Below are 22,353 nucleotides of genomic sequence, written 5' to 3'. Positions count from 1 at the left end.
TGCGACGACACTGCGACGACACTGCGACCCAGCGACGACCCGTCGACTCGAGAAGGGACCCGTCCATGACCACGGGCGAGATGGTGCACGAGGTAGAACTCTCGATCGGCGGCATGACCTGCGCTTCCTGCGCGGCCCGCATCGAGAAGAAGCTCAATCGGATGGACGGGGTGACCGCCACCGTGAACTATGCGACCGAGAAGGCCAAGGTCGCCTACGCGGACGGGGTCGCCCCCGACGACCTCGTCGCGACGGTCGAGGCGACCGGCTACACCGCCGCCCTGCCCGCGCCGCCTCGGGACGAGGAGACCACCGAGGCCACCCCCGAACCGGACGAGGCTGCGGCCTGGCGGCAGCGCCTGACCGTCTCCGCAGTTCTCACCGTGCCGGTGGTACTGCTGTCGATGATCCCGGCCCTGCAGTTCGACAACTGGCAGTGGCTCACCCTGACGCTCGCCTCCCCCGTCGTCGTGTGGGGGGCGCTGCCCTTCCACCGCGCCGCCTGGACCAACGCCCGGCACGGCGCCGCCACGATGGACACCCTCATCTCCGTCGGCGTCACGGCCGCCTACCTGTGGTCGCTGTGGGCACTGTTCTTCACGCACGCCGGCATGACCGGCATGCGCATGTCGTTCGATCTGCTGCCCACCGGCGACTCCGAGCCGCACATCTACCTCGAGGTCGCCGCCGCCGTCACCACCTTCATCCTCGCGGGACGCTACTTCGAGGCCCGCGCCAAGAGGCAGTCGGGCGCGGCGCTGCGGGCACTGCTCGACATGGGTGCCAAGGACGTCGCGGTGCTACGCGACGGTGACCTCGAAACCCGGATCCCGATCGGCCGACTCGCCGTCGGCGACCGGTTCGTCGTGCGGCCCGGGGAGAAGATCGCCACCGACGGCGTCGTCGTCTCGGGCACGTCGGCGGTCGACGCGTCGATGCTCACCGGCGAACCCGTGCCGGTCGAGGTCGCGCCCGGCGACCAGGTCGTCGGCGCCACCGTCAACGCCGGGGGCCGCCTCGTCGTCCGCGCGACCCGCGTCGGCGCCGACACCCAGCTCGCCCAGATGGCACGCCTGGTGACCGAGGCGCAGAACGGCAAGGCCGAGGTGCAACGGCTCGCCGACCGGGTGTCGGCGGTGTTCGTCCCCATCGTCATCGGACTGTCGCTGCTCACCCTCGCCGCATGGCTGCTCACCGGCAACTCGGTGACAGCGGCGTTCACCGCGGCCGTCGCGGTGCTGATCATCGCGTGCCCCTGCGCGCTGGGTCTCGCGACCCCGACCGCGCTGCTCGTCGGCACCGGTCGCGGCGCCCAGCTCGGCATCCTCATCAAGGGACCGCAGATCCTCGAATCGACCCGCCGCGTCGACACCGTCGTGCTCGACAAGACGGGCACCGTCACCACCGGCCGCATGGCCGTCGCGGCCGTGCACACCGCCGACGGTGAGGACGACGGCGAGGCACTGCGCCTGGCCGGGGCACTCGAGCACGCTTCCGAGCACCCCATCGCGCGCGCCGTCGCCGAGCGGGCCGCGGCCACCGGCACTCTCCCGCCCGTGGAGAACTTCGAGAACCACGGTGGCCGAGGAGTTTCCGGTGTCGTCGACGGTCACGCCGTGCTCGCGGGCCGACGGTCGTGGCTGCGCGACGAGTGGTCGCTGACCGCCCCCGAATCGCTGCGGCGCAGCGCCGACGACGCCGAGGCCGAGGGCCGCACACCGGTGTGGATCGCCTGGGACGGACGCATCCGGGCCGTCGTCGTCGTCTCCGACACGATCAAGGACACCTCCGCCGCGGCGATCGCGGAGCTGCGCGAACTCGGTCTGCGTCCCGTACTGCTCACCGGCGACAACCGCAGTGCCGCCGAGACCGTCGCAGCGCAGGTCGGCATCGACGAGGTGATCGCCGAGGTCCTGCCCGCCGACAAGGTCGACGTGGTTGCGAGGCTGCAGAACGAGGGCCGGGTCGTCGCCATGATCGGCGACGGTGTCAACGACGCGGCCGCCCTCGCCCAGGCCGACCTCGGGCTCGCGATGGGCACCGGCACCGACGTCGCGATCGAGGCCTCCGACCTGACCCTCGTGCGCGGCGACCTGCGGGCCGCGCCCGACGCGATCCGGCTCGCCCGCGCGACGCTGCGCACCATCAAGGGCAACCTGTTCTGGGCGTTCGCCTACAACGTCGCGGCCCTCCCGCTCGCGGCGCTCGGGCTGCTCAACCCGCTGATCGCGGGGGCGGCGATGGCGTTCAGTTCGGTGTTCGTGGTGAGCAACAGCCTGCGGCTGCGGCGGTTCAGCCCGCGCTGAGCCGGCCCGGGCGAGGCCGACGCGGTGCTGCCGGGAGTCGTCGATTCCCCGGCGGCGCCGCGTCGCGCTGTGTCACGCTCGACGCATGCAGTCCGAGCCGGACCCGCTGCTGCTCACGGTGCGCAACCTCGCCCGCTTCCACCGCGAGCACGAGAAGTTCTATTCCGAATCGCCCTATCACGACGTGATCCGGCTCCAGCGCAGCTCCCGTGCCCTGAAGGCCCTCGCCGAGCGGTGGTCGGTGGTCGCACCGGCCGACGACACGTCGCCGAGCCCGTTCGCCGGGGCACCCGACCTCAACGACGACCGCGCCACCGAGACGCTCGGCATCCTGTTCATGGAGGGCGGCGGCGAACCGGCGGAGATCACCCGGCTGAAGACCGACCTGCGCGCACTCGCCGAGGCGAGCCGGACGACCGGGCAGTGGCTCGCGTCCGCCATGGCGACGGCCTGGGACATGCTCGAGGCACTGCTCGCATACCCGGAGCTGGCGGACCTGCTCGCCGAACGGCACCGGATCGTCTCCCACGACTGGCAGTGCGCGTCGACGACCGAACTCGTCGCCCGCCACCTCGACCGGGCGGTCGCGATCCTCGAGCGGGTGGACTTCGCTCCCACCGCACTGCGGGCGGACCTCGCCGCCGACCGTATTGCCCCGCGCTACCTCTTCTCGGTCGCGGAGATGCTCGACCACGCCTCGGATCTCGCCGCCCACAGCGCCGTGCTCACACACGAGAACGAGCGTCGCTGGCGGATCTTCCACGAGCGTGTCGAGCAGCTCGTCGCCGGCACCGACCGGTAGGGGCACTCGGCGGTCGGCACCCGGAAACGGGGGCGGGCGGCCGAATGTCACATCGCGTCGATCTGACCGAACCGATGTGACATTCGGCCACGGGCGGCGGGACGCACCGTCGTCCGGATCCGGCCGGGGCGTCACCCGATCCAGCACGCCAGCTCGTCGGACCGCGGGTTCACCACCACCGGATCGCCCTCGCCCCCGAACACCCGGACCGGTCGCGAGGCACCGACCGGTGCCCACCCGGGATCTCCGGTGGTCGCGAATTGCACCCAGGCGCGGTGCATCTCGTCGGCGAGCGACTGCGGGGGCCGGTCTCCGGTGAGCCGGTGGGCGACGTCGAGACGGTCGAAGACGAACGCGATCTCGAGCGCATGGCACGCCCGCAGATCCTGGACCGGGCTCGGCCACGCGAACTCGTACAACCGGGCCGTTCCACCGCCGCGGACGATCGCGTCCGCGAGGGCGACGGTGCCCGACCGGAACGCGTAGTCGGTGAGGATCGCGGCGAGCACGTCCCCGGGACTGGCCCCGGGACGGTGACCGGCGTACAGATCGGCGATCGCGGGATCGATCCCGTACCGGTGCAGGACGAACGGAAGGGTGTCACCGGTGATCACCGCGGCGATGCCGGTCGGCACCAGGAAGAACCGGAACTCGTCGGTGGTCGTTCCGGCCAGCACCGGCACATCCGTGCCTGCCCCCGCGGCGAGCGCGTCGATCGGCAGCGACGGAAGCACCTCACCGTCGATCGTGGGGAACAGGCTCATCACCCCCAGTCCGCGCTGCACCACCGACTCACCCCACCGGGCCGGATCCGGATTCTGTGCCAGTTCGAGACCGAGATCGTCCTGCGCGGACTGCAGGCGGCCGGGGTCGAGGGCACCGAATGCCGCGGCGGTGGCCGGCACCCCCAGGTTGCCGGCGAGGACGGCCGTCACCCGGCGCGCGTCCTCGACGTCCGCGGCCGCGGTGGCATTGCCGCTCTGCACGACGGCGCGGTGGAACAGGCCCGTCGCGGCGGGCGAGGCGAGCAACGCGGCCACGCTCATGCCGCCGGCCGACTCGCCGAACACCGTCACGTTGCCGGGGTCGCCGCCGAACGCCCGGATGTTGTCCTGCACCCAGCGCAGCGCGGCGATCTGGTCGAGCAGGCCTCGGTTGTCCGGCGCGCCGTCGAGCGAAAGGAACCCGGGGACTCCGAGCCGGTAGTTGACCGACACCAGCACCACCCCGTCGCGCGCGAAGGCACGCCCGTCGTAGCTCTCGATCCGGTTCGAGCCGCGGGTGAATGCGCCGCCGTGGATCCACACCATCACCGGCAGTGCCGAGGCACCCGGGTCCGGGGTCCACACCGACAGGTTCAGGCATTCGTCGCCGGGCTCGATGACGTTGCCGAGCAACGCGGCCGCGGGCGCGGCGTACGGCGACTGCGGACAGGTGGGGCCGGGTACGGTGGCGTCACGCGCCCCCTCCCACCGGGGTACCGGTGCCGGAGCGGCGAACCTCGCCGGTCCCACCGGGGCCGCCGCGTACGGGATGCCCAGAAACGCCCACACCCCGTCGACGACCGTCCCCCGGACCGCGCCCGCTCCGGTCTGCACCGTATCCGTCATGTCCCGTTCCTCTCCTCGCGGCTCCTCACAACGCCACCCACCCGAGCGAATGTATCGCTGATCTCCGCAGGAAAGGCCCGTTCGCTCGGTCCGACGGCTCCTATGCTGAGTGGGACGGTCATCGACTTTCCGCCCAGCCGAGGAGGCGCGGCATGCGAGCACTGGTGGTGTACGAATCGATGTTCGGGAACACCCGTCACGTGGCGGAAGCCGTCGCGCGCGGGCTGGGATCCGCGGTACGCACGGTTCCCGTCACCCAGGCACACGAGGAGAACCTGTCCGACTACGACCTCGTGGTGGTCGGCGGCCCCACACATGCGCACGGCATGAGCCGCGAGTCGACGCGCCACGGCGCGGCCGAGCAGGCCGAGAAACCCGACAGCGGACTGACGCTCGAACCCGACGCCGAGAGCGAGGGCGTCCGCGAGTGGCTCGATTCGCTGCCGTCCGGCGGCGGCAGGGCCGCAGCGTTCGACACACGCATCGACCTGGCGGCCGTGCTCACCGGCCGCGCGGGCAAGGGCATCGCCAAGAAGCTGCGCAAGCACGGGTTCGAGCTCGTCGCCGATCCGGAGAGCTTCCTCGTCGACAAGCAGTCGGCACTCGAGCCCGGCGAGGAGGAACGCGCCGAGCAGTGGGGCCGGTCGCTCGCACAGCAGGCGGCGAGCGGATCCGAAGAAGTGCGCTGACCCGCCCGTGGGCCGAGCGGATGTCCCGCTCGTCTCCGTGGGCCGACAGGACGATACCTCCGCTCGGCGCACAGCCGCGCCCGACGGTCCATACTCGGGTCTATGCGACTGACCCACTTCGGACATTCCTGCCTGCTCGTGGAACACCTCGGCGCGACGATCCTGTTCGACCCGGGCAACTTCTCGCACGGCTTCGAGGGCATCACGGGGCTCGACGCGATCCTGGTCACCCATCAGCACCCGGACCACGCCGACCCGGCGCGGCTGCCGGCGCTGGTGGAGGCCAACCCGGGGGCCGCCCTGTACGCGGACCCGCAAACCGCCGCTCAGCTGGGCGGCGGCTGGCAGGCCGTGCACCCGGGCGACGCATTCACCGTCGGCGACGTGCGGGTGCGCGGCACGGGCGGCCGGCACGCCGTCATCCATCCGGAACTGCCGGTCATCGACAACACCGCCTACCTGCTCGGTGACGACGAGAACCCGGCGCGTCTGCTGCATCCGGGCGACTCGCTGTACATCCCGCACGAGAGGGTCGACGTGCTCGCGCTGCCCGCCGCGGCGCCGTGGTTGAAGATCTGGGAGTCGGTGGACTACCTGCGCGCGGTCAACCCGCGGGTGGCCGTCCCGATTCACCAAGGCATCCTCGCAGACCAGGCCACCGGCATCTTCTACGGCCGTTACTCCGAGATGGCCCCGGAGGGCACCGAGTTCCGGGTCCTGCCCGCCGAGGACTCGGTCGAGGCGTAGCCGCCGGTGCGTCCTTTGGGCTGCGGTAGCCGCCCAAAGGGCGCACCGGCCGCGTCAGCGGCCGGCGGCGCGGCCGGCGGCGCGGCCGGAGAAGATGCAGCCGCCGAGGAAGGTGCCCTCGAGCGAGCGGTAGCCGTGTACCCCGCCGCCGCCGAACCCGGCGACCTCCCCCGCCGCGAACAAGCCCTCGAACACCGAGCCGCCGGTCGTCAGTACCCGGCCCGACAGGTCGGTCTCGAGCCCGCCCAACGTCTTGCGGGTGAGCAGGTGCAGCTTGACCGCGATCAGCGGACCGGCCTTCGGGTCGAGCAACCGGTGCGGGGCGGCGATGCGGGTGATCCGGTCCGGCACGTAGGCGCGGGCCGCGCGCATCGCCGCGACCTGCAGATCCTTGGTGTACTTGTTCGCGATCTCGCGGTCCCGGGCCTCGACGACCTGCCTGACCGCCGCATAGTCCAGGGGCGCGTCCGGGGTGATCTCGTTCATCCCTGCCACCAGGTCGGCGAGGGTGTCGCGGACGACGAAGTCGACGCCGCGCTGCTTGAACGCCTCCACCGGTGCCGGCGCGCCGGGCTTGACCCGCTGCAGCACCTTGCGGATGTCGCGGCCGGTCAGGTCCGGATTCTGTTCCTGGCCGGAGAGCGCGAACTCCTTCTCGATGATCTTCTGGTCGAGCACGAACCACGTGTGGTCGTGCCCGCTGCGCACGATGTGCTCGAGGGTGCCGAGGGTGTCGAAGCCCGGAAACAGCGGGACCGGCAGTCGCTTTCCGGTCGCGTCGAGCCACAGCGACGACGGGCCGGGCAGGATGCGGATGCCGTGGTTGGGCCAGACGGGGTCGTAGTTCGTGATGCCCTCGGTGTAGTGCCACATCCGGTCGCGGTTGACGATGCGCCCGCCGGCGCGCTCGGTGATCTCGAGCATCCGCCCGTCGACGTGTGCCGGCACGCCGGTGAGCATGTGCTTCGGCGGGTCTCCCAGCCGCTTCGGCCAGTTCTTCTTCACCAGGTCGTAGTTGCCGCCGATGCCACCCGAGGTGACGATCACCGCGCCGGCCGAGAATTCGAACTCGCCGGTCGCCACGCGCGACGACGCCACACCCCGCGCCGCCGACGACGGTTCGAGCACGGTTCCGCGCACCCCGGTGACGGCGCCGCCGGTGACGACGAGGTCGTCGACGCGGTGCCGGTTCCGCAGGATCACCCGGCCACGGTCGACGCCGTCGAGCACCGTGCGGGCGAAGATCTCGACGAGTCGCGGTCCGGTTCCCCACGTGATGTGGAACCGGGGCACCGAGTTGCCGTGACCGCCGGCGTCGTAGCCGCCGCGTTCGGCCCAGCCGACCATGGGAAACAGCTTCAGCCCGCGTTCCTTCAGCCACGCGTGCTTCTCGCCGGCCGCGAACTCGACGTAGGCCTGCGCCCAGCGGCGCGGCCAGTAGTCCTCGTCCTCCCGGTCGAACGCGGCACTGCCCATCCAGTCCTGCAGGGCCAGGTCGTACGAGTCGCGGATGCCGAGCCGGCGCTGTTCGGGGGAGTCCACGAAGAACAGCCCGCCGAACGACCAGAAGGCCTGTCCCCCGAGGTTGTGCGAGTTCTCCTGGTCGACCAGCACGACGGTGCGCCCGGCGTCGAGGAGTTCGGCTGTGGCGACGAGCCCGGCCAGACCGGCGCCCACCACGATCACGTCTGCGTCCATGCCCGCCAACCTACTGCAGGGTAGGTTCGCGTGGGCGGATCTCCGGGGTCAGGCCGCGCCGAGTGTGCGTGCGCGCGGCGGCCAGCGGTAGACCGAGGGCTGCGCCTCGAGGTGCAGGGCGAGGTCGACCGCGTCGAGCATCGCCTGCCGCGGTCCGGGACGGTCGAGCTGCTTGCCGGAGATGGACAGCCGCAGCAGCCCCCCGCGACGGGCGACCCGGCCGGCGCCGATCACCATCGCCCGGCACCACCACGGTTCGGCCTTGGCGCCCTCCCCGATGCCGAACACCCGCGCGTGGGTGACGGTGTCGCGGTGAAGGTCGTGGATCCCGGCGACGCCGGCCATCAGCCGGAACCCGGTGGCGGGCAGCGCCGCGACGGCCCCCGGCGAGGCGAGCCAGCGCGGCGGTGCGAACAACCGGGTCCGCAGTCCCGTCTCCTCGAGCACCCGGTCGGCGGCGAGCAGCCGCAGCCGCGCCTCGTGTTCGGGCAGGACCGCGAACTCGGCGCGCCGCCGCTTCGTCGCGGCCTGGTCGTAGCCGTGCAGCACGATGGCGTCGCCGCCCTCGCGACGCTCGAGCAGCCACTCCTGGGTGTGCGGGTCGCGTGCGAGCCGGTAGTGGTCCTTCATGCGCGGCGCGACCAGCAGCGACAGCGGCACGCCGCGAGCGTCCATCTCCCGGGCGAAGGCGTCCACCGCCGGGCGGGTCTCGTCCCTGATGCCCGACACCGACACGATCAGCTGGCCGCTCATGGGCTCCACGGTGCCAGGGCCGGGTGAACGTCAGGCGTCGCGCACCTGAAGGGTTTCGGCATGCACGGCGTCGGCGAGGGGCCGGCCGGTCCGCCATCCGAACCGCTCGAGGTCGGGCACGTCCTGCAATCGGGTCACGGGACCGACGCACAGCCACGCGATCGGCCGCACCGGGGGCCGGGCTCCGACGAAGTCGGCGAGGAACGCCTCGTCGTAGAACGACACCCAGCCGACGCCGAGTCCTTCGACGGTTGCCGCGAGCCACAGGTTCTGGATCGACAGCACCGCCGAGAACACGCCCACGTCGTCGACCGTGTGCCGGCCGAGGATGTGCCGCCCTCCGCGCGACGGGTCGTAGGTGACCACGATCCCGGTGCCCGACTCGACGATGCCTTCGACCTTGATGGGATCGAACGTGCGCCGCCGGTCCTCCGGCAGCGAGTCCGCGAACGCGCGACGGCATCCGGCGACGTGGTCGGCGAACTCGGCGAGCCGCTGCGGGTCGCGGACCACGACGAAGTCCCACGGCTGGGTGTTGCCGACGCTGGGTGCCGCGTGCGCCGCCCCCAGCACCCGCCACAGGACCTGCTCGTCGACGCGCTCACCGGTGAACTCCGCGCGGACGTCGCGGCGGGCACGGATCACGTCGTACAGCGCCGCCCGCGCATCGATGGTGTCGGTCATCGCGCTCAGCGGGGCAACGCGGCTTCGAGGGCGGCGATCACTTCGGGGGCGTCGGGCTCGGTGCGGGGCCGGAACCGGGCGACGACGTTCCCGTCGGGTGCGACGAGGAACTTCTCGAAGTTCCACTGCACGTCGCCGGCCTCGCCGTTCGCGTCGGGGTGCCGGGTGAGTTCGGTGTAGAGGGGGTGCCGGCTCTCGCCGTTGACGTCGATCTTCTCCCACAGCGGGAACGTGACGCCGTAGTTGGTGGAGCAGAAGGTCTGGATCTCCTCGGCGGTCCCCGGCTCCTGGCCCATGAACTGGTTGCACGGCACGCCGACGACGGTCAGGCCCCGGTCCGCGTACTCGACGGCGAGCTTCTCGAGCGCCGTGTACTGCGGAGTCAGGCCGCACTTGGAGGCGACGTTGACCACGAGGACCGCGCGACCGTCGAACTCGGCGAGGGAGGTCGGCACCCCGCCGAGGGTGTTGATGCCGATGTTCTGCAGAGAAGTCGTCATGCCGCCCGACGTTAGTCGCGACGGTCCCCGGGGCGGTAGTGCGCCCCGGGGCCGCCGCGGGCAGGCACGTCAGAGTGCGGCGACGACCGCGAATGCGCCGAGGGCGACGAGCGCGGCGCCGGTCAGCGTCTGCACCCGGCGGTCGACCACGCACATCGCCGACAGGAAGCCCGGCATCGACCCACCGCCGCGGGTGTGCACGATCGCCAACAGGCTCGGCAGGCACCGGCCGAGCGAGACGAGCGCGAACAGCGCGGCACCGAGGACGGGTGAGCCGGCCGCGGCGACGCCGAGCACCAGCAGGTAGTACGCGCTCGACCGGATGAAGATCACGAAACCCGGCCCGATGAGGGCGCCGAAGAGCAGCGAGACCTTCCACGGTGCCATCGACCGACGCAGGTGCCGCGGCAGCTGCCTGCGGCGCATCGGCGTCGGCAGCGTCACCAGGCCCAGCTCGTGCAGGCCGTAGGCGAACGCGACGACACCCCACGCGAGGAGCGCCCACGTCACCGGGACCGCCCCGGCGACGAGCGCACCGAGCGCCCCGACGAGCGCGCCGGTCGGGGCACCGGTCGCGATCGAGCCGAGGGCGTGCCAGCCGAGCCGGCGCACCGGGGTCGACGAACCCGGACGGTCGGGCTGCTTCGGGGCGGCGACGACGCCGGCGACCGACATGCCGCACGTCGACCAGTTCGCGGCCAGGGCGGTGACGGCTCCGGCACCCACGACCGCGGCGGTCGTCGCTGCGGGCCCGGACGGGGTGAGCAGCGCCGCCGCCCCGGCACCGGCGACGCCGGCTGCGGCGATCAGCGCCGCACGGGTGTGCGACGGCACGGCCTTCTGCAGGGTGGGACGGATGTCCGGCACGTCCGTCGTCAGCGGCTCGTGCGCGAGAACTGCGGTCATGACTTCCTCCAGGGGATCGGTGTTTTCCGGATACGGACGGCTGGTTCAGGATTCGGTGACGGTGACGGTGACGGTGCCGGTCATGTACCGGTGGACCGAGCAGGTGTACGGGTAGGTGCCCGGTTCGTCGAAGGTGCGGGAGTACGTACCCTCCGCGGTGATCCCGCTGTCGAACGACCCCTCCGATACGACCTGGTGCAGCACCCCGCCGTCCTCGAACCGCCATTCGACGGTGCCGCCGGCCGGCACGGTCACGTCGGGCGGCGCGAAGTGGACGTTGCGGACGACCACCACCGCGTCCGGGGGGCGATCGGACGGGCCGCAGGCTGCGACGAGCGGAAACAGCAGGGCCGCAGCCCACCCCGGCTGCCGGCTCATTCCCGGACGATCACGGTGCCGACCATCATCGGGTGCGGCGTGCAGTGATACGTGAAGGTGCCGGCTTCGTCGAACGTGTAGGAATACGTTCCCTCGGTGAGGAGCTCGCTCTTCAGCCGGCCCTCGAGAGGGCCCTCCCCCACCACGTCGTGCGGCAGTCCGCCGTCGTCGAAGCGCCACTCGACGGTCTGGCCCTTCTCGATCGTCACCGACTCCGGGTTGTAGGCCATGTTCTTCACCTCCACGACGACGGTGGGCTCGGCCGAACCTCCGGCGGTGCCGCAGGCGGACAGGCTCACCGCGGTCAGCAGGCCGGCGAGCAGGACGGCGAACTTTCGCATGACGATTCCTCTCATCGGATGTACCGCAGGTTCGCGGTCATACCGGCTTCGAAGTGGTAGGCGTTGTGGCAGTGGAACATCCATTCACCCGGATTGTCGGCGTCGAATTCGATCGCGAGTTCGGCACCGGGCAGCACGTTGACGGTGTCGCGGCGCAGCCCGCCGTAGGCGCCGACCGCGAAGGTGTGCCCGTGCGTGTGCATCGGGTGCCACATCGTCGACGAGTTCTTCATCGTGATCCGCACGCGCTCACCCTGTTTCATGACCAGGCGGCCGGCGTCGGTCCCGGCCATGCCCCACACGTAGCGGCCCCCCGCCTGGATCAGCTCGATCCGGTAGTCCCGATCGAGTTCGCGTGGATCGAGCCGCACGGCCTCGACGGGCCGCAACGCGCTCTCCGCGACGAGCCGGCCGCCGAGTTCGGGGATCGCGCCGCCCACGTCGGCGTCGGCCATCGGCACCGCGTCCGGGGTGCGCAGCACCGTCGAGGCATATCCTGGCCGCCCTTCGACCTTCGCGACGATCGGCCACACGCCCGACTTCACGGTGACGAGGACGTCGTAGCGTTGCGCCATTCCGACGACGATCGTGTCGGCGACGGTGGGCTGCACGTCGAAGCCGTCCGCCGCGACGATCGTGAGTTCGTGCCCGGCCACCGCGAACCGGTACGGGGTCTCGGCCGCCGCGTTGACGATCCGCAGCCGCACGCGCTGCCCCGCCGCGGCGACGACCGGGGTGGGATCGTTCGGGGGCCGGCCGTTGATCAGGTGCAGCGGGTACGCGATGTGCTGGGTCATCCCGCCGAGCGCCGCGGAGTCGCCGTGCCCGGCACTCACCAGCTGCCGGGCGACGTCCAGGTCCCCGGCGGGCTGCGCCCCGGGTGCCGCACCACCGCCGTGCCCGCCGTGCCCGCCGGAGATCGCGGGGTTGAGCGCGGTGAGCACCGCGTCGGGTGTGGTGCCCAGGCCGTCGAGCCAGTCGTCGAGGACCAGCACGGCGTCGGCGTCGGCGCCGGTGCGGTCGTCGGGGTCCTCGACGATCAGGGCGCCGAACAGCCCGCGATCGGCCTGCAGGCCGCTGTGCGAGTGGTACCAGTGGGTGCCGGGGTCCGGGACGACGAAGCTGTAGTCGAACGTCGTGCCGGGCGCGATCGCCGCCTGGGTGACGGGCGCAGCACCGTCCATGTCGTTGCGGATCCGGATGCCGTGCCAGTGGACGGTGGTGTCGGCATGCAGGTCGTTGCGCACCGCGGCGTCGAGCCGGTCACCCCTGCGGACCCGCAGTTCCGGGGCGACGGCCCGGCCCCCGTACGTCCAGGTGTCGACGAGACGCCCACCCAGGTCGACGGTGGCGACGCCGGCGGCCAGCGCGAACGACGCCACGGTGCCGTTCCAGCCGCGGGCGGCCTCGGCGGCGGCGACCTCCGGGTCGGCCGGGGAAATGTAGTCGAGATCGGCCGCCGCCCCGTTCTCCGCGCCGGCGCCGGCCGGTTGCGTACCGGACGATGCGGTGGCGCAGCCGGCGGCGCCGAACCCGAGCGCGCTCATCCCCAGCGCCCCGGCCCCGAGGGAGCCGAGGGCCAGGAACCTGCGCCGGCCCAACACGGCGCCGGGTGGTCTCATCCGATCACCTCGGGGGTGAGCAGATCGGTGAAATCCTCGACGTTGCCGCTGATCTCCACCGAGGAGACCTGCTGCCCGGTCGCGGCGTCGAACCCGACGATGCGCTGCGCCGCCTCGCCCTGCCCCTCCGGGTTGCCGCCGAGCACGTAGAACGTGGCGCCGTCCACGGAGAACGCCATGCTCGCGATGTCGGTCAGTCCCAGGTCCGGCAGGCTCAGCGACCGGATCGGCGCGAGGTTCGCGGCGTCGGACAGCACGATGCGGGCCAGGTCGCCGCCGCGGGCGGAACTGGGATGGATCGGTGAGTCGGTGTAGGCGATCGCGATCCGGGTGCCGGTGTTGTCGATGACGTCGCTCGCGAACCGGCCCTCGGGCCGGCCGGCGTTGCCGATCGGCGTCACCGCGTCCTGCGGCAGGCCGTTCGAGAAGTCGAAGACGTACACGTCGCCGTTCTCCCCGACCAGCAGGGCCTTGCGTGCCTCGGCGGCCCACCCGACCTTCCGCGCGCTGACGAAGTCGTCCGGCAGCACCTTCGCCCGGGCGGTCTCGGCGGGCACGCCGTCGTCGCCGACGGAGATCCGGACGAGCTCACCGGTCTCCTCGCACACGCTGTAGATCTCGTGGTCCACGGTCCAGGTGAACGGTCCGCAGCCGACGAGCTGCACGGCTCCGCTCTGCTGCCTCGTCTCGAGGTCCACGACGCGGACGCCGTAGAGGCCGTCGTCCCAGGTGACGAAGTACCGCCCGTCGGAGGTGACCGCGTTGGAACCGGGCCGCGAGTGCACACGCGCGACGTCGGGCAGCAGCGCCTCGGCGGGCTCGAGCAGGTTTCCGGAGTAGGTGCTGACGGTGAAGTCGGCGGCGCCCCGCGATCCGCGGGGACGCCACACTTCGGCGGCGAGAACGGCCGGGTCGGACGGGGTCTCGCCGACGAAGCCGTGGATCACCGGGTCCCAGATGCCGGGCCCGACGACGATGCGGCTGCCGGCGACACCCGTCTTCGGGTCGAGGACGTTGACACCGAGCTCCAGCTTCCCGAATCCGCCTGCCACGGCGACGAGTTCGTCGCGCCCGATGGGCTCGATCTCGGAGACGTGCAGCGGTTCGGGGATGGTGTCGCCGATCTCCTGGTCGTCGTGCCCGAGGGCGATGCCCTCCCCCGGGGTGGTGAATTCGACGGTGGGATAGGTGACGTCGCCGGCGGTGCTCGGGTCGTCGCCGGACGAGCCGCAGCCGGCGAGGGTGACGAGCAGCGCGAGGGGCACGGCGGCCGCGGCGGGACGCACGAGGCGACGGGAACGCAATGTCATGATCCGGCACCGACCTTCGGACGCTCGGCGGGACGGGCCTGGCAGTCCTCGCCGATGATGGGGGCCATGGTGCAGGTGTACGACTGGGATTCGTCGGAGACGCACCAGATGATCTCCTGGTCGTAACTGCCCGAGACCGGGTTGTACATCACGGCCTGCATGTCCGGCTCGCCGCAGAACGCGTTGGAGCACGACGGGGCCCCGCAGCAGTCGTAGTAGGCGATGAGGTAGGTCTTGCCGGTGTCGGGGTTCGTGCAGCACCCGACCCAGAATTCGGCACCCGGTTTGCTACCCGGCGCGCACGTGGTCACTCCGCCGCCGTTGCAGGCCGCGCAGGAGGTGCCGTCCATGTTGCACCAGCGCCAGTACTCGCACTCGGCCGGATCCTTGCCGTCGTAGACGGGCACGAGCGGTTCCGGGCCGGGATCGGGTGCGGGCTCCTGCGCGAACGCGGTGCGGGTCACCGGAAGCGAGCTGATGAGCGCCACTCCCGACACACCCATCGTCCAGCGGCCGAGACGGCTGATCATCGAGCGGCGCGACACCTGCTCCGACATCCGGCGTCCGGTCCGGCTCATGAACGAGCCGCCCTTGCCGGCCATCCAGGCGGCCTGTTCCTCGACGGTCTCCTTGTCGACCGGGTACCGGTTCTCGTACATCTCTTCCAACGCATCTCTCCGTTCGTCCGGGGGGATTCAGGCGCTCGCGGCGGCGCGGGCCTTGGCCTGTTCGTGCAGGTGCTGCAGCGACGGGGTGCCGGTCTCGAGGGCGTTGAGCAGGCTCTCGACCTGGGCCATGTGGTTGCACAGGCCCTTGGCGCGGATCTTGCCGTGCTCGTCGAGGATCACCCCGTAGGGCGTGGTGCCGACCTGGTAGGCGATGCCGACGTCGCGGCCGTCGACGTAGCTCAGTTCGGTGCCGATGTTGCTGCCGGCGAGGAACTGCCGGTGCTCCTCGGGTGTGCCGTCGGAGACGATCACGACGTCGAAGTCCCTCTCCGCCTTGGCCATCGCGCGGACGCCGGGCAGCAGACTCTTGCAGGTGGAGCAGGTGGGCGCCGTGAACAGCAGCAGCTGCGGCCGGTCCCGGTGCCCGCCGATGCCGACGGTGCGTCCGACGTGGTCGGTGAGGCCACGGAAGGACGGACCCGCCTGCTCGATCTTCGGGCCGGTCTCCATCATGCGGGCCCCGAGGGGTCCGAGCCGGACCTGCACCCGGCCGATCTCGCGGGCCAGCGCGAGCACCATCAGGAACAGCACGGCGACCGCCGCCGTCAGCACGGTGACCGCAACGAGAAGAATGGTGTCCATCTATCGGTCCTGTCTCGGAAAGGGTTTCGGGAGAGGGGTTCTCAGGCGCCGTAGCGCGACACGGTGGCGACGGCACGCAGTTCGGCGGACGCGGGGGTCAGGTGTTCGTCGACGGGCCGGCGCCCGACGTGGACCACGGCGCGCAACTGGGCTGCCGCGAGGGCGGCGGTGAGGACGAGCGCCGCGAGTGCGAGCGCTGCCGCCTGCTCGAGCACGCCGATGCCCGGGGGCCCGGTGAGGGCCAGCACGATCGACACGACGGCGAACCCGCCGGCCCGCACCGAGTGGAACCAGCCGATACGCGGCGCCGCATCGTGGTCGCCGAACGCGAAGCAGCCGCAGTCGAGCTCGCGCCGGCCGCGGGCGAGGTTCACGGTGAGGCCGACGAAGAAGCCGAGGAACAGCACCGCTGCGGCGGCCGCGGCGGTGCGGCCGGCGACGCCGAACACCAGCAGGGCACCCACGACGATCTCGGCGGCGGGCAGCACCCGCGCGACCACCCGCTCGACCCCGGACGGCAGCAGCCGGTAACCGCGGACAACGCGCAGCAGCCCCTCGTGATCGCCGGCCTTCGGCACCCCCGCGAGCAACAACGTCCCGCCGACGAGCGCCGCTACCACCGCCCACATCATGGTCGTCCCCTTCGCAGTCGAATGATCGTGCCGCTCAATCGTGCGCACCGGATGCGTCGCGAACGGGTCGTCGGGGAAACGTCCGGGGGCACCGCGAGTGGAACCCGGCGTCGCGGTGCGCCTCATGCGAACGCTGCAGGTGGGCGCGGTTTCTCGACCTTTCGGAGGACCTGTTCGCCGGGCACCCGGGCCGTGGGGTGGCGCGGGCCACAGCGCTGTCCCGGGCGGATTCCCACTTGCCGTCCACATGTCGTTCGCGGAGGAAACCGTCGCGTAACACCGCGGCGCTACGTTGTCCCTCGCCCTGAGGCGGTTCACCGCCCGGGTGCCGGCACCGCCGGCCGCACGGACGCACAGACGGGACACGACGATCGTGACAACCGCACTCCGGGCCGCGATTGCCCGCTCACGGGATGCCGGAACTCGCCGGGATCCGGTGTACTCGCCGCTGCGTGCCCTCGGCCGCCGGCAGCTCACCCCCGTCGACCTGCTCGGCCAGTCCCTGTCGACGATCGCGCCGGCCACCGGGATGGTGTTCATCGCGCTGTGGATGGTGACTCACCGCCCGGGCGTGGGCGGCCTGCTCGCGATCGCGGGGACCACCGCCGTGGTGGCGTCGGTGGCGCTGTGCATCACGCAGTTCACGCGGCGGCTCGCCGCGGCCGGCTCGCTCTACAGCTTCGTGTTCCAGGGCCTGAGTGCCCGCGCGACCCTCACCACGGGCGCGGCCCTGCTGGTGGGCTATCTCGGCATCTCGATCTCGGTGATGTCGCAGGCCGCGCAGAGCCTGCTCCGCATCGCCGACCTGTTCGGTGTGCACGTGTCCGGTGCCGCGCCGTGGTCGGTCACGATCGGTCTCGTGGCGCTCGCCGTCGCGGTGGTCACCGTGCGTGGGGTGCGGTTCGCAACGCGCGCGATCCTGCTGGTCGAGACGTGTTCGCTCGTGCTCGTCGTGGCGCTCATGGTGGGCACCCCGGCCGGGGCGGGCCCGGCCACCACCGAACTGCCGGACGCCCCGCTGAGCATCATGCCGTTCCTCGCGATGCTCACCGTGCTGTCGATGGCCGGCTTCGAGAGCGCCGCGTTCTTCGGCCCGGAAGCCAAGCGGCCGTTGGTGACCGTCACGCGCACCGTGCTGATCTCTCCCGTCGTCGTCGGTGTGCTGTTCGTGTTCGCTGCCTGGGCCGCGTTGTCCGGTCACGCCGCCGTCGTCGTCGGCGCGTACTTCGACGGCACGGCGTCCGGCGCGAGTGTCGGCGTGGTGCTCGCCGTGCAGGCGGGTATGACGTGCTCGTGGCTGGCGTCGACCCTGGGCTGCGCGCAAGCCGGTTCGCGGTTGCTGTATTCGATGGGCGTCGAGCGGGTGCTGCCGAGCACCCTCGCCCGGGTCCACGACCGGTTCCGCACCCCGCATGTGAGCGTGCTCGCCTTCACGGCCGCGAGTCTCACCGGTGCATGCCTGTATGCGTCCCTCGCGGAGGCGGATTCGGGGTCGTTCGACGGTGTCGTCGAGATCGGCCTCGTCGTGGCCTACACACTGGTGGCCGTCGCGTCGTGGCGGTTCCTGCACCGCATCGGCGAGCACACCGTGGTGACGCGGGCGGCCGCGGTGTTCGTCTCGGTCCTGGGGATCGGTCTGCTCGGCTACATCGCCGTCGACGGCACCGCGCACGGCGTGTGGATCGTGCCCGCGGCGCTCGCGGCGGTCGCGGTGTCCGGCACGGTGTGGCAGTACGTCCTGCGGCGGGTCCGGCCGGGCAGCCTGGCGACGATCGGGGCGTTCGACTCGGTCGAGACCGGGGACATCCTCCCCGGGGCGGGGACTCTCGTGATCGGTGCGGACGGGCGGCCGCGCATACTTCCGGACGTCCCGCACTCCCGCGACGGGGACCCGGCTTGACGGCGCACGTGTCCGTGCACGCGGACGACTCGCACTTCAGCGGGCAGCAGCCGGGCGCGGTGCAGAAGGCACTGGGAATGCTCGAGGCGGTCGCGCAGCTCGGCCCCGGCACGTCCGCGAAGGAGATCGCCAGGTTCGCGGGGGTGCCGCCGACCACCGCGTACCGCATGCTCAACCTGCTCGTGGCCGACGGGTTCCTCGTCCGTGTGCCGGACCTGTCCGGCTTCGCGCTGGGCCGTCGCACCGCGGAGCTGGCGCGGGCGGCCGTCGAGACGAGCCCGTCGCCGACGCTGCACGACGCCGTGGAGGAGCTGCGGACCCGCACCCGCTTCGGGGTGCACGTCGCGTCGTTCGCGGCCGGGCGGCTGCGGTTCGTGGACAAGGATCCCGACCACGAGATCGTCGCCGTCGGTGCGCTGGCGAAGAACCTGCATGCCAACGCCCTCGGCAAGCTGATGCTCGCGCACCATCCGCACGTGCGTCCCGATCCGCGGCTGCGTCGCCTGACCGACCACACGATCTGCGACCCCGGCGTTCTCGCCGAGGAACTGCGCGCCGTCGCTGTCGCGGGTTACGCGTACGAGGGTGAGGAGTGCCGGATCGGGCGGGCCGCGCTGGCGGCGCCGATCCGGGACCGGTCGGCGTTCGTCGTCGGCGGCCTCTACCTGCAGGGGTCGGCGTCGCGGGTCACCCCGGACGACGCGGCGCTCGTCCGGTTCCTCGTCGACGGCTCGGCACGGCTGTCGGGGCTGCTCTGACGGGGAATGTCACCGGGTGGGTAGGGGCGGGAATGTCACCGGGCGGGCATGGGCGGGAATGTCACCGGGCGGGCATGGGCGGGAATGTCACCGGGCGGGCCGCGACGGGGGCGCGTCGTCCGGGGCGAGCTGCGCACCGATCCGCCGGAAGAGCGTGTCGGCCTCGTTCGAGTACGCGCCGGCGTCGTCGAACGCCGCCGGCGCGTAGGTGACGGCGACGGCGACGGCGATCTTCTGCGACGGCAGGTATGCCTCGACCGCGGCGTACCCACCGAACAGCGGGTTCTGCATCAGCCAGTTGCCGGTGATCACCACCCCGAGTCCGTAGGTGTAGCCCTCGGACTGCGGGAAGCACGTGGGACAACCGGGAAGCGCGGTGGTGCGGCCGCGCAGGTCGGTCGACACCATCGCCCGGTACGACTCCGGTGAGAGCAGCGCGCCGGTGCCGACGGCGACCGCGGTGTCGTGCAGGTCGTGGATGTCGGTGGTCTGGACGGCCCCGTGGGTGATCGTCCAGGAGGGATTCCAGAACGTGGATTCCTCGTAGAAGGGGGTCGCGACGGGGATCCCGAGCGCCTGCCGGCGTTCCGAGCTGAACGCATGCAGCACCGGTTCCGGGATCGCCGGCGTCTGCGACGGCGTCGTGCCGTCCAGTCCGAGCGGGTCGAGCACCTTCTCCTGCAGCAGTTCCGCCACCGGCCGGCCGGTGATCCGTTCGAGGGCCATGCCGAGGATCACGTAGTTGGTGTGCGCGTAGTTCCAGTTGGTGCCGGGCTCGTAGAAGAGGGGCTGGGACGTGCCGAAGGCGAGAAGTTCCTCGGGTGTCCAGTTCCGGAACGGGTCCCGGTAGATCGCGTCCGACAGTTCGGGATTCTGCACGTAGTCGGCGTAGCCGGAGGTCATCTGGGCGAGCTGGCCGAGGGTGACCCGGTCCGAATGCGGGATGTCGGGCAGCCACGTCGAGACCGTGTCGTCGAGGCGGACCGTCCCCTCGTCGACGAGTTGCAGCAGCAGCGTGGCGACGTAGGAGATGGCCACGGCGCCGTTGCGGAAGTGCATGTCGGTCGTCGCCGGCACGCCGGTGGTGGATTCGCCGTAGGCGCGGGTGAGGATCTCCCTGCCGTCGACGGTGACGCGCACGATCGCCGCCTTCAGATGCGACTCCGCCATGGTGTCGCGCACGATCCGGTCCACGGCCTCGGCCTGCGCGGGGTCGGCCGACGAGGAGGTCGCCGACGCGGCCGCGTTGTCCGCCGATCCGGGCGGGCCGGGTGCCGCGTCGTCCGTGGCCGTGCAGGCGACCAGGAGCCCGAGGGCGCACAGCACGGGCAGTATCCGCCGGGTCAGGGGCATACCTGATCTTGGCAGATGCGCTCGACCGGTGTGCTCACTCCGGCGCGGCGACGGCGGCTCGGCGCAGGTCCCGTCCGGACCGCAGGAGGGCGGTGAGTTCGGCCCGGCTGCGCACGCCGGTCTTCGTGTAGATCGCCTTGAGGTGATCGTGGACGGTGTTCGGGGTGATGCCGCGACGGGCCGCGATCTCGGCGGTCGAGTACCCGGCCATCGCCTCGAGGCACACGTCCCGTTCCCGGGCCGTGAGGGCGTAGGCGGCGAGCAGCAACTCGGCGAGTTCGCCACCGGCCGCGGGTTCGAGCGTGACCACGGTCTGCGGTTCGTCACCCCCGAGCAGCGCGGTGGCCCGCAGCAGGATCCAGCCGCCGGTGGTGTCGCGGATCCGCGTTCGGAACACACCCGAACCGCTCGCACGCGCCCCGAACGCGGCGGCGCGCACCATGACGGCCAGCCGTCCCGGTGCGATCTCGTCGAATCGTTCCTCCCAGTCGCGGGCGGCTGCCGTGAGCGCGAGGGGCTCGCCTCCGGCCCCGGTCAGGACCACCGCCGGACCCGGGTCGCCCCGGCCCGAGGGGGCGGTGGCGCGCACGGCGGCGCGGGTCGCGACCGCCACCGCCGGCGCCACCTGCGTGAGGAACTCGACCTCGGCATCGGTGAAGTCCACCCCGGATCGAACGAATCCTGCTGCTCCCCAGCACAATTCACCACTCCGGAAGATCACGCGCAGTTCGTTCTCCACTCCGAGCGGACGCCACACCTCGGCGTGGCGAAGACAGTGGGCCACCTCGTCCGAGGGCAGATCCGATCCCCGGGTCGCCGTGCGGCCGGTGCGGAACAACTCGGCGAAGGTGCCGGGATCGTGCCCGCGGTACTCGCTCTCGGCGAGCAGCGGCTCGTACTCCGGCGGAATCCGGTCGGGGCCGCTGGTCATGGAGCCGATCGTCAGGGACCGGGGATCGATCATCGCCCAGCACGTCAGGTCGCTGCGCACCGTTCGGCCCACGAGTTCGATGGCACGCTCGTGCACCTGGGTCACGTCGGCGCCGGCGGCGGCGAGCGCCACCACCTCCCGGCCCACCTTCTCCGCCCGGATCTCGAGCATGATCCCAGTATGCGCCGGTGGCGGGCTACCACCCATCCCCGTTTCCGGGGATGGGCCACCGGCCGGGCGGTTCCTAACGTGACAGGCATGACCGAGAACACCGAACTCTGCAGGATGGGCGAGGGCCGTCGTCTCACCCTGCCCGACGCCACCGTCACGGCCCTGTCCACCGGCGCACACGCCGGCGGAGCGTACGAACTCTTCCTCGTCGAGGCGCCGCGCACCGAGCCGCCACCGCTGCACGCCGAACCGTGGGCCAAGTCGTATCACGTTCTCACCGGCCGGATCCTGGTCCGCGCCGGCACGGAGGTGCACGAACTCGCGGGCGGGGACACGATCACCGTGGCGGCGGGAACGATGAACTCCTTCACCGTCCTGACCGGCACCGCGACCTTCCTGCTGATCGCGGCCGGGACGTCGATGAGCGGCTTCTTCGGCGCGCTCGAGGGCCTCGCGTCGCCGCAGTCGCCGGGCGAGTCCGCCCGCGCGCTCCGAGCGGTCGCCGACCGGTACGGGGTCGCGCTCGCAACGGAGGCGGGTGCGCCGTGATCACCCTCGCCCAGCTCGCCGCGTCCCTCGCCGCGGCAGTGCATCTGCTCGCGTTCGTGTGGGAGACGCTGCTGTTCCGGCGGCCGTCGATCCACGAGGACCTGTTCCGCATTCCCTCCGGCGACGTCGCGGCGGTGCGGATGTGGGCGTTCAACGTCGGCTTCTACAACCTGTTCCTCGGCGCCGGGGCGCTGATGGGGGTGGCCCTGTGGCGGGCGGGCGAGGACACGGTCGGACGCGCGCTCGTGCTCTACACGTGTTCGTTCATGCTGCTCGCCGGGATCGCCCTGTTCGTCTCGGACCGCCTGGCCATGAGCCGGCCCCGCGGCGCCGGGCTCGGGGGTGCCGCGGCGCAGTGCACGCCACCGGCGATCGCGCTGATCGCGCTCGCGGCGGCCTGATC

23 protein-coding genes are annotated in these 22,353 nt (G+C 71.8%); 8 read left to right on the top strand and 15 right to left on the bottom strand.

The annotated features are described in order from the left end of the window. Nucleotides 1-65: 65 nt before the first annotated feature. Entirely contained in the window at nt 66-2,306 is a 2,241-nt protein-coding gene (locus ACWPQI_RS04340; protein WP_124259174.1) for a heavy metal translocating P-type ATPase, read from the top strand. Nucleotides 2,307-2,391: 85 nt separating this feature from the next. Further along, nucleotides 2,392-3,108, top strand: a complete 717-nt coding sequence (locus tag ACWPQI_RS04335) for a hypothetical protein (protein ID WP_474738670.1) — start codon at nt 2,392-2,394, stop codon at nt 3,106-3,108. Nucleotides 3,109-3,239: 131 nt separating this feature from the next. Here the strand turns inward: ACWPQI_RS04335 and ACWPQI_RS04330 are convergent, their stop codons facing one another. Next, nucleotides 3,240-4,718, bottom strand: a complete 1,479-nt coding sequence (locus tag ACWPQI_RS04330) for a carboxylesterase/lipase family protein (RefSeq protein ID WP_010593831.1) — start codon at nt 4,716-4,718, stop codon at nt 3,240-3,242. Between the two features lie 152 nt (nt 4,719-4,870). On the opposite strand from ACWPQI_RS04330, the gene ACWPQI_RS04325 reads away from it, so the two are divergent. After that, on the top strand, nt 4,871-5,407 hold the full coding sequence (locus tag ACWPQI_RS04325; protein ID WP_010593830.1) for a flavodoxin family protein: 537 nt from the start codon (nt 4,871-4,873) through the stop codon (nt 5,405-5,407). 102 nt (nt 5,408-5,509) lie between these two features. After that, nucleotides 5,510-6,154: an MBL fold metallo-hydrolase gene (locus ACWPQI_RS04320; protein WP_010593829.1), complete on the top strand. Its 645-nt coding sequence runs from the start codon at nt 5,510-5,512 to the stop codon at nt 6,152-6,154. 54 nt (nt 6,155-6,208) lie between these two features. On the opposite strand, the gene ACWPQI_RS04315 is transcribed toward ACWPQI_RS04320, so the two are convergent. From ACWPQI_RS04315 to ACWPQI_RS04260, 12 genes are all read right to left on the bottom strand, one after another. Beyond that, complete coding sequence (locus tag ACWPQI_RS04315) at nt 6,209-7,852, bottom strand: FAD-binding dehydrogenase (protein WP_017680633.1); 1,644 nt, start codon at nt 7,850-7,852, stop codon at nt 6,209-6,211. A gap of 48 nt (nt 7,853-7,900) precedes the next feature. After that, the gene (locus ACWPQI_RS04310; protein ID WP_010593827.1) at nt 7,901-8,605 is read right to left on the bottom strand and encodes a DUF2334 domain-containing protein; all 705 of its coding nucleotides are present in this window, start codon (nt 8,603-8,605) and stop codon (nt 7,901-7,903) included. 30 nt (nt 8,606-8,635) lie between these two features. Beyond that, nucleotides 8,636-9,289 carry a 5,6-dimethylbenzimidazole synthase gene (gene bluB, locus ACWPQI_RS04305; protein ID WP_010593826.1) on the bottom strand — a complete coding sequence of 218 codons (654 nt, stop codon included), beginning with the start codon at nt 9,287-9,289 and terminating at the stop codon, nt 8,636-8,638. Between the two features lie 5 nt (nt 9,290-9,294). Further along, nucleotides 9,295-9,789, bottom strand: coding sequence for a glutathione peroxidase (locus ACWPQI_RS04300; RefSeq protein ID WP_010593825.1), 495 nt, complete (start codon nt 9,787-9,789; stop codon nt 9,295-9,297). 69 nt (nt 9,790-9,858) lie between these two features. Next, nucleotides 9,859-10,695 (bottom strand): methylamine utilization protein, encoded by an 837-nt coding sequence (locus ACWPQI_RS04295; RefSeq protein WP_203011435.1) that lies wholly within the window; start codon nt 10,693-10,695, stop codon nt 9,859-9,861. A 45-nt stretch (nt 10,696-10,740) separates the two neighbouring features. Beyond that, nucleotides 10,741-11,073, bottom strand: coding sequence for a cupredoxin domain-containing protein (locus ACWPQI_RS04290; RefSeq protein WP_010593823.1), 333 nt, complete (start codon nt 11,071-11,073; stop codon nt 10,741-10,743). After that, entirely contained in the window at nt 11,070-11,414 is a 345-nt protein-coding gene (locus ACWPQI_RS04285) for a plastocyanin/azurin family copper-binding protein (RefSeq protein WP_017680631.1), read from the bottom strand. Before ACWPQI_RS04285 ends, ACWPQI_RS04290 begins: the two co-directional genes overlap by 4 nt. 11 nt (nt 11,415-11,425) lie before the next feature. Beyond that, entirely contained in the window at nt 11,426-13,036 is a 1,611-nt protein-coding gene (locus ACWPQI_RS04280; protein WP_040274038.1) for a multicopper oxidase family protein, read from the bottom strand. Then, the gene (locus tag ACWPQI_RS04275; protein ID WP_026137730.1) at nt 13,033-14,346 is read right to left on the bottom strand and encodes a hypothetical protein; all 1,314 of its coding nucleotides are present in this window, start codon (nt 14,344-14,346) and stop codon (nt 13,033-13,035) included. The genes ACWPQI_RS04280 and ACWPQI_RS04275 overlap by 4 nt, the downstream gene beginning before the upstream one ends. Then, the gene (locus tag ACWPQI_RS04270) at nt 14,343-15,005 is read right to left on the bottom strand and encodes a methylamine dehydrogenase light chain (protein WP_010593819.1); all 663 of its coding nucleotides are present in this window, start codon (nt 15,003-15,005) and stop codon (nt 14,343-14,345) included. Before ACWPQI_RS04270 ends, ACWPQI_RS04275 begins: the two co-directional genes overlap by 4 nt. A gap of 36 nt (nt 15,006-15,041) precedes the next feature. Continuing rightward, entirely contained in the window at nt 15,042-15,656 is a 615-nt protein-coding gene (locus tag ACWPQI_RS04265; RefSeq protein ID WP_474738669.1) for a redoxin domain-containing protein, read from the bottom strand. Nucleotides 15,657-15,697: 41 nt separating this feature from the next. Then, nucleotides 15,698-16,288 carry a MauE/DoxX family redox-associated membrane protein gene (locus ACWPQI_RS04260; protein ID WP_029539987.1) on the bottom strand — a complete coding sequence of 197 codons (591 nt, stop codon included), beginning with the start codon at nt 16,286-16,288 and terminating at the stop codon, nt 15,698-15,700. 436 nt (nt 16,289-16,724) lie between these two features. Here ACWPQI_RS04260 and ACWPQI_RS04255 point away from each other — a divergent pair, with 436 nt between their 5' ends. Next, the gene (locus ACWPQI_RS04255; RefSeq protein ID WP_474738833.1) at nt 16,725-18,188 is read left to right on the top strand and encodes an APC family permease; all 1,464 of its coding nucleotides are present in this window, start codon (nt 16,725-16,727) and stop codon (nt 18,186-18,188) included. Beyond that, nucleotides 18,185-18,946: an IclR family transcriptional regulator gene (locus ACWPQI_RS04250; RefSeq protein ID WP_017680627.1), complete on the top strand. Its 762-nt coding sequence runs from the start codon at nt 18,185-18,187 to the stop codon at nt 18,944-18,946. The genes ACWPQI_RS04255 and ACWPQI_RS04250 overlap by 4 nt, the downstream gene beginning before the upstream one ends. A gap of 87 nt (nt 18,947-19,033) precedes the next feature. Here ACWPQI_RS04250 and ACWPQI_RS04245 read toward each other — a convergent pair whose 3' ends face one another. Then, entirely contained in the window at nt 19,034-20,299 is a 1,266-nt protein-coding gene (locus tag ACWPQI_RS04245; protein ID WP_017680626.1) for a serine hydrolase domain-containing protein, read from the bottom strand. 34 nt (nt 20,300-20,333) lie between these two features. Beyond that, nucleotides 20,334-21,401, bottom strand: coding sequence for a helix-turn-helix transcriptional regulator (locus ACWPQI_RS04240; RefSeq protein WP_474738668.1), 1,068 nt, complete (start codon nt 21,399-21,401; stop codon nt 20,334-20,336). 87 nt (nt 21,402-21,488) lie between these two features. Between ACWPQI_RS04240 and ACWPQI_RS04235 the strand changes: the two genes are divergently transcribed. Next, nucleotides 21,489-21,950, top strand: coding sequence for a cupin domain-containing protein (locus ACWPQI_RS04235; protein ID WP_017680624.1), 462 nt, complete (start codon nt 21,489-21,491; stop codon nt 21,948-21,950). Next, nucleotides 21,947-22,351, top strand: a complete 405-nt coding sequence (locus ACWPQI_RS04230; RefSeq protein WP_017680623.1) for a DUF1304 domain-containing protein — start codon at nt 21,947-21,949, stop codon at nt 22,349-22,351. Before ACWPQI_RS04235 ends, ACWPQI_RS04230 begins: the two co-directional genes overlap by 4 nt. The last annotated feature ends 2 nt before the right edge of the window (nt 22,352-22,353 follow it).

The sequence above is a fragment of the Rhodococcus sp. LMD genome, assembly GCF_056108245.1.
Note: the sequence above shows the minus strand (reverse complement) of the source record. Positions and strands in the feature narration are given on the sequence as shown.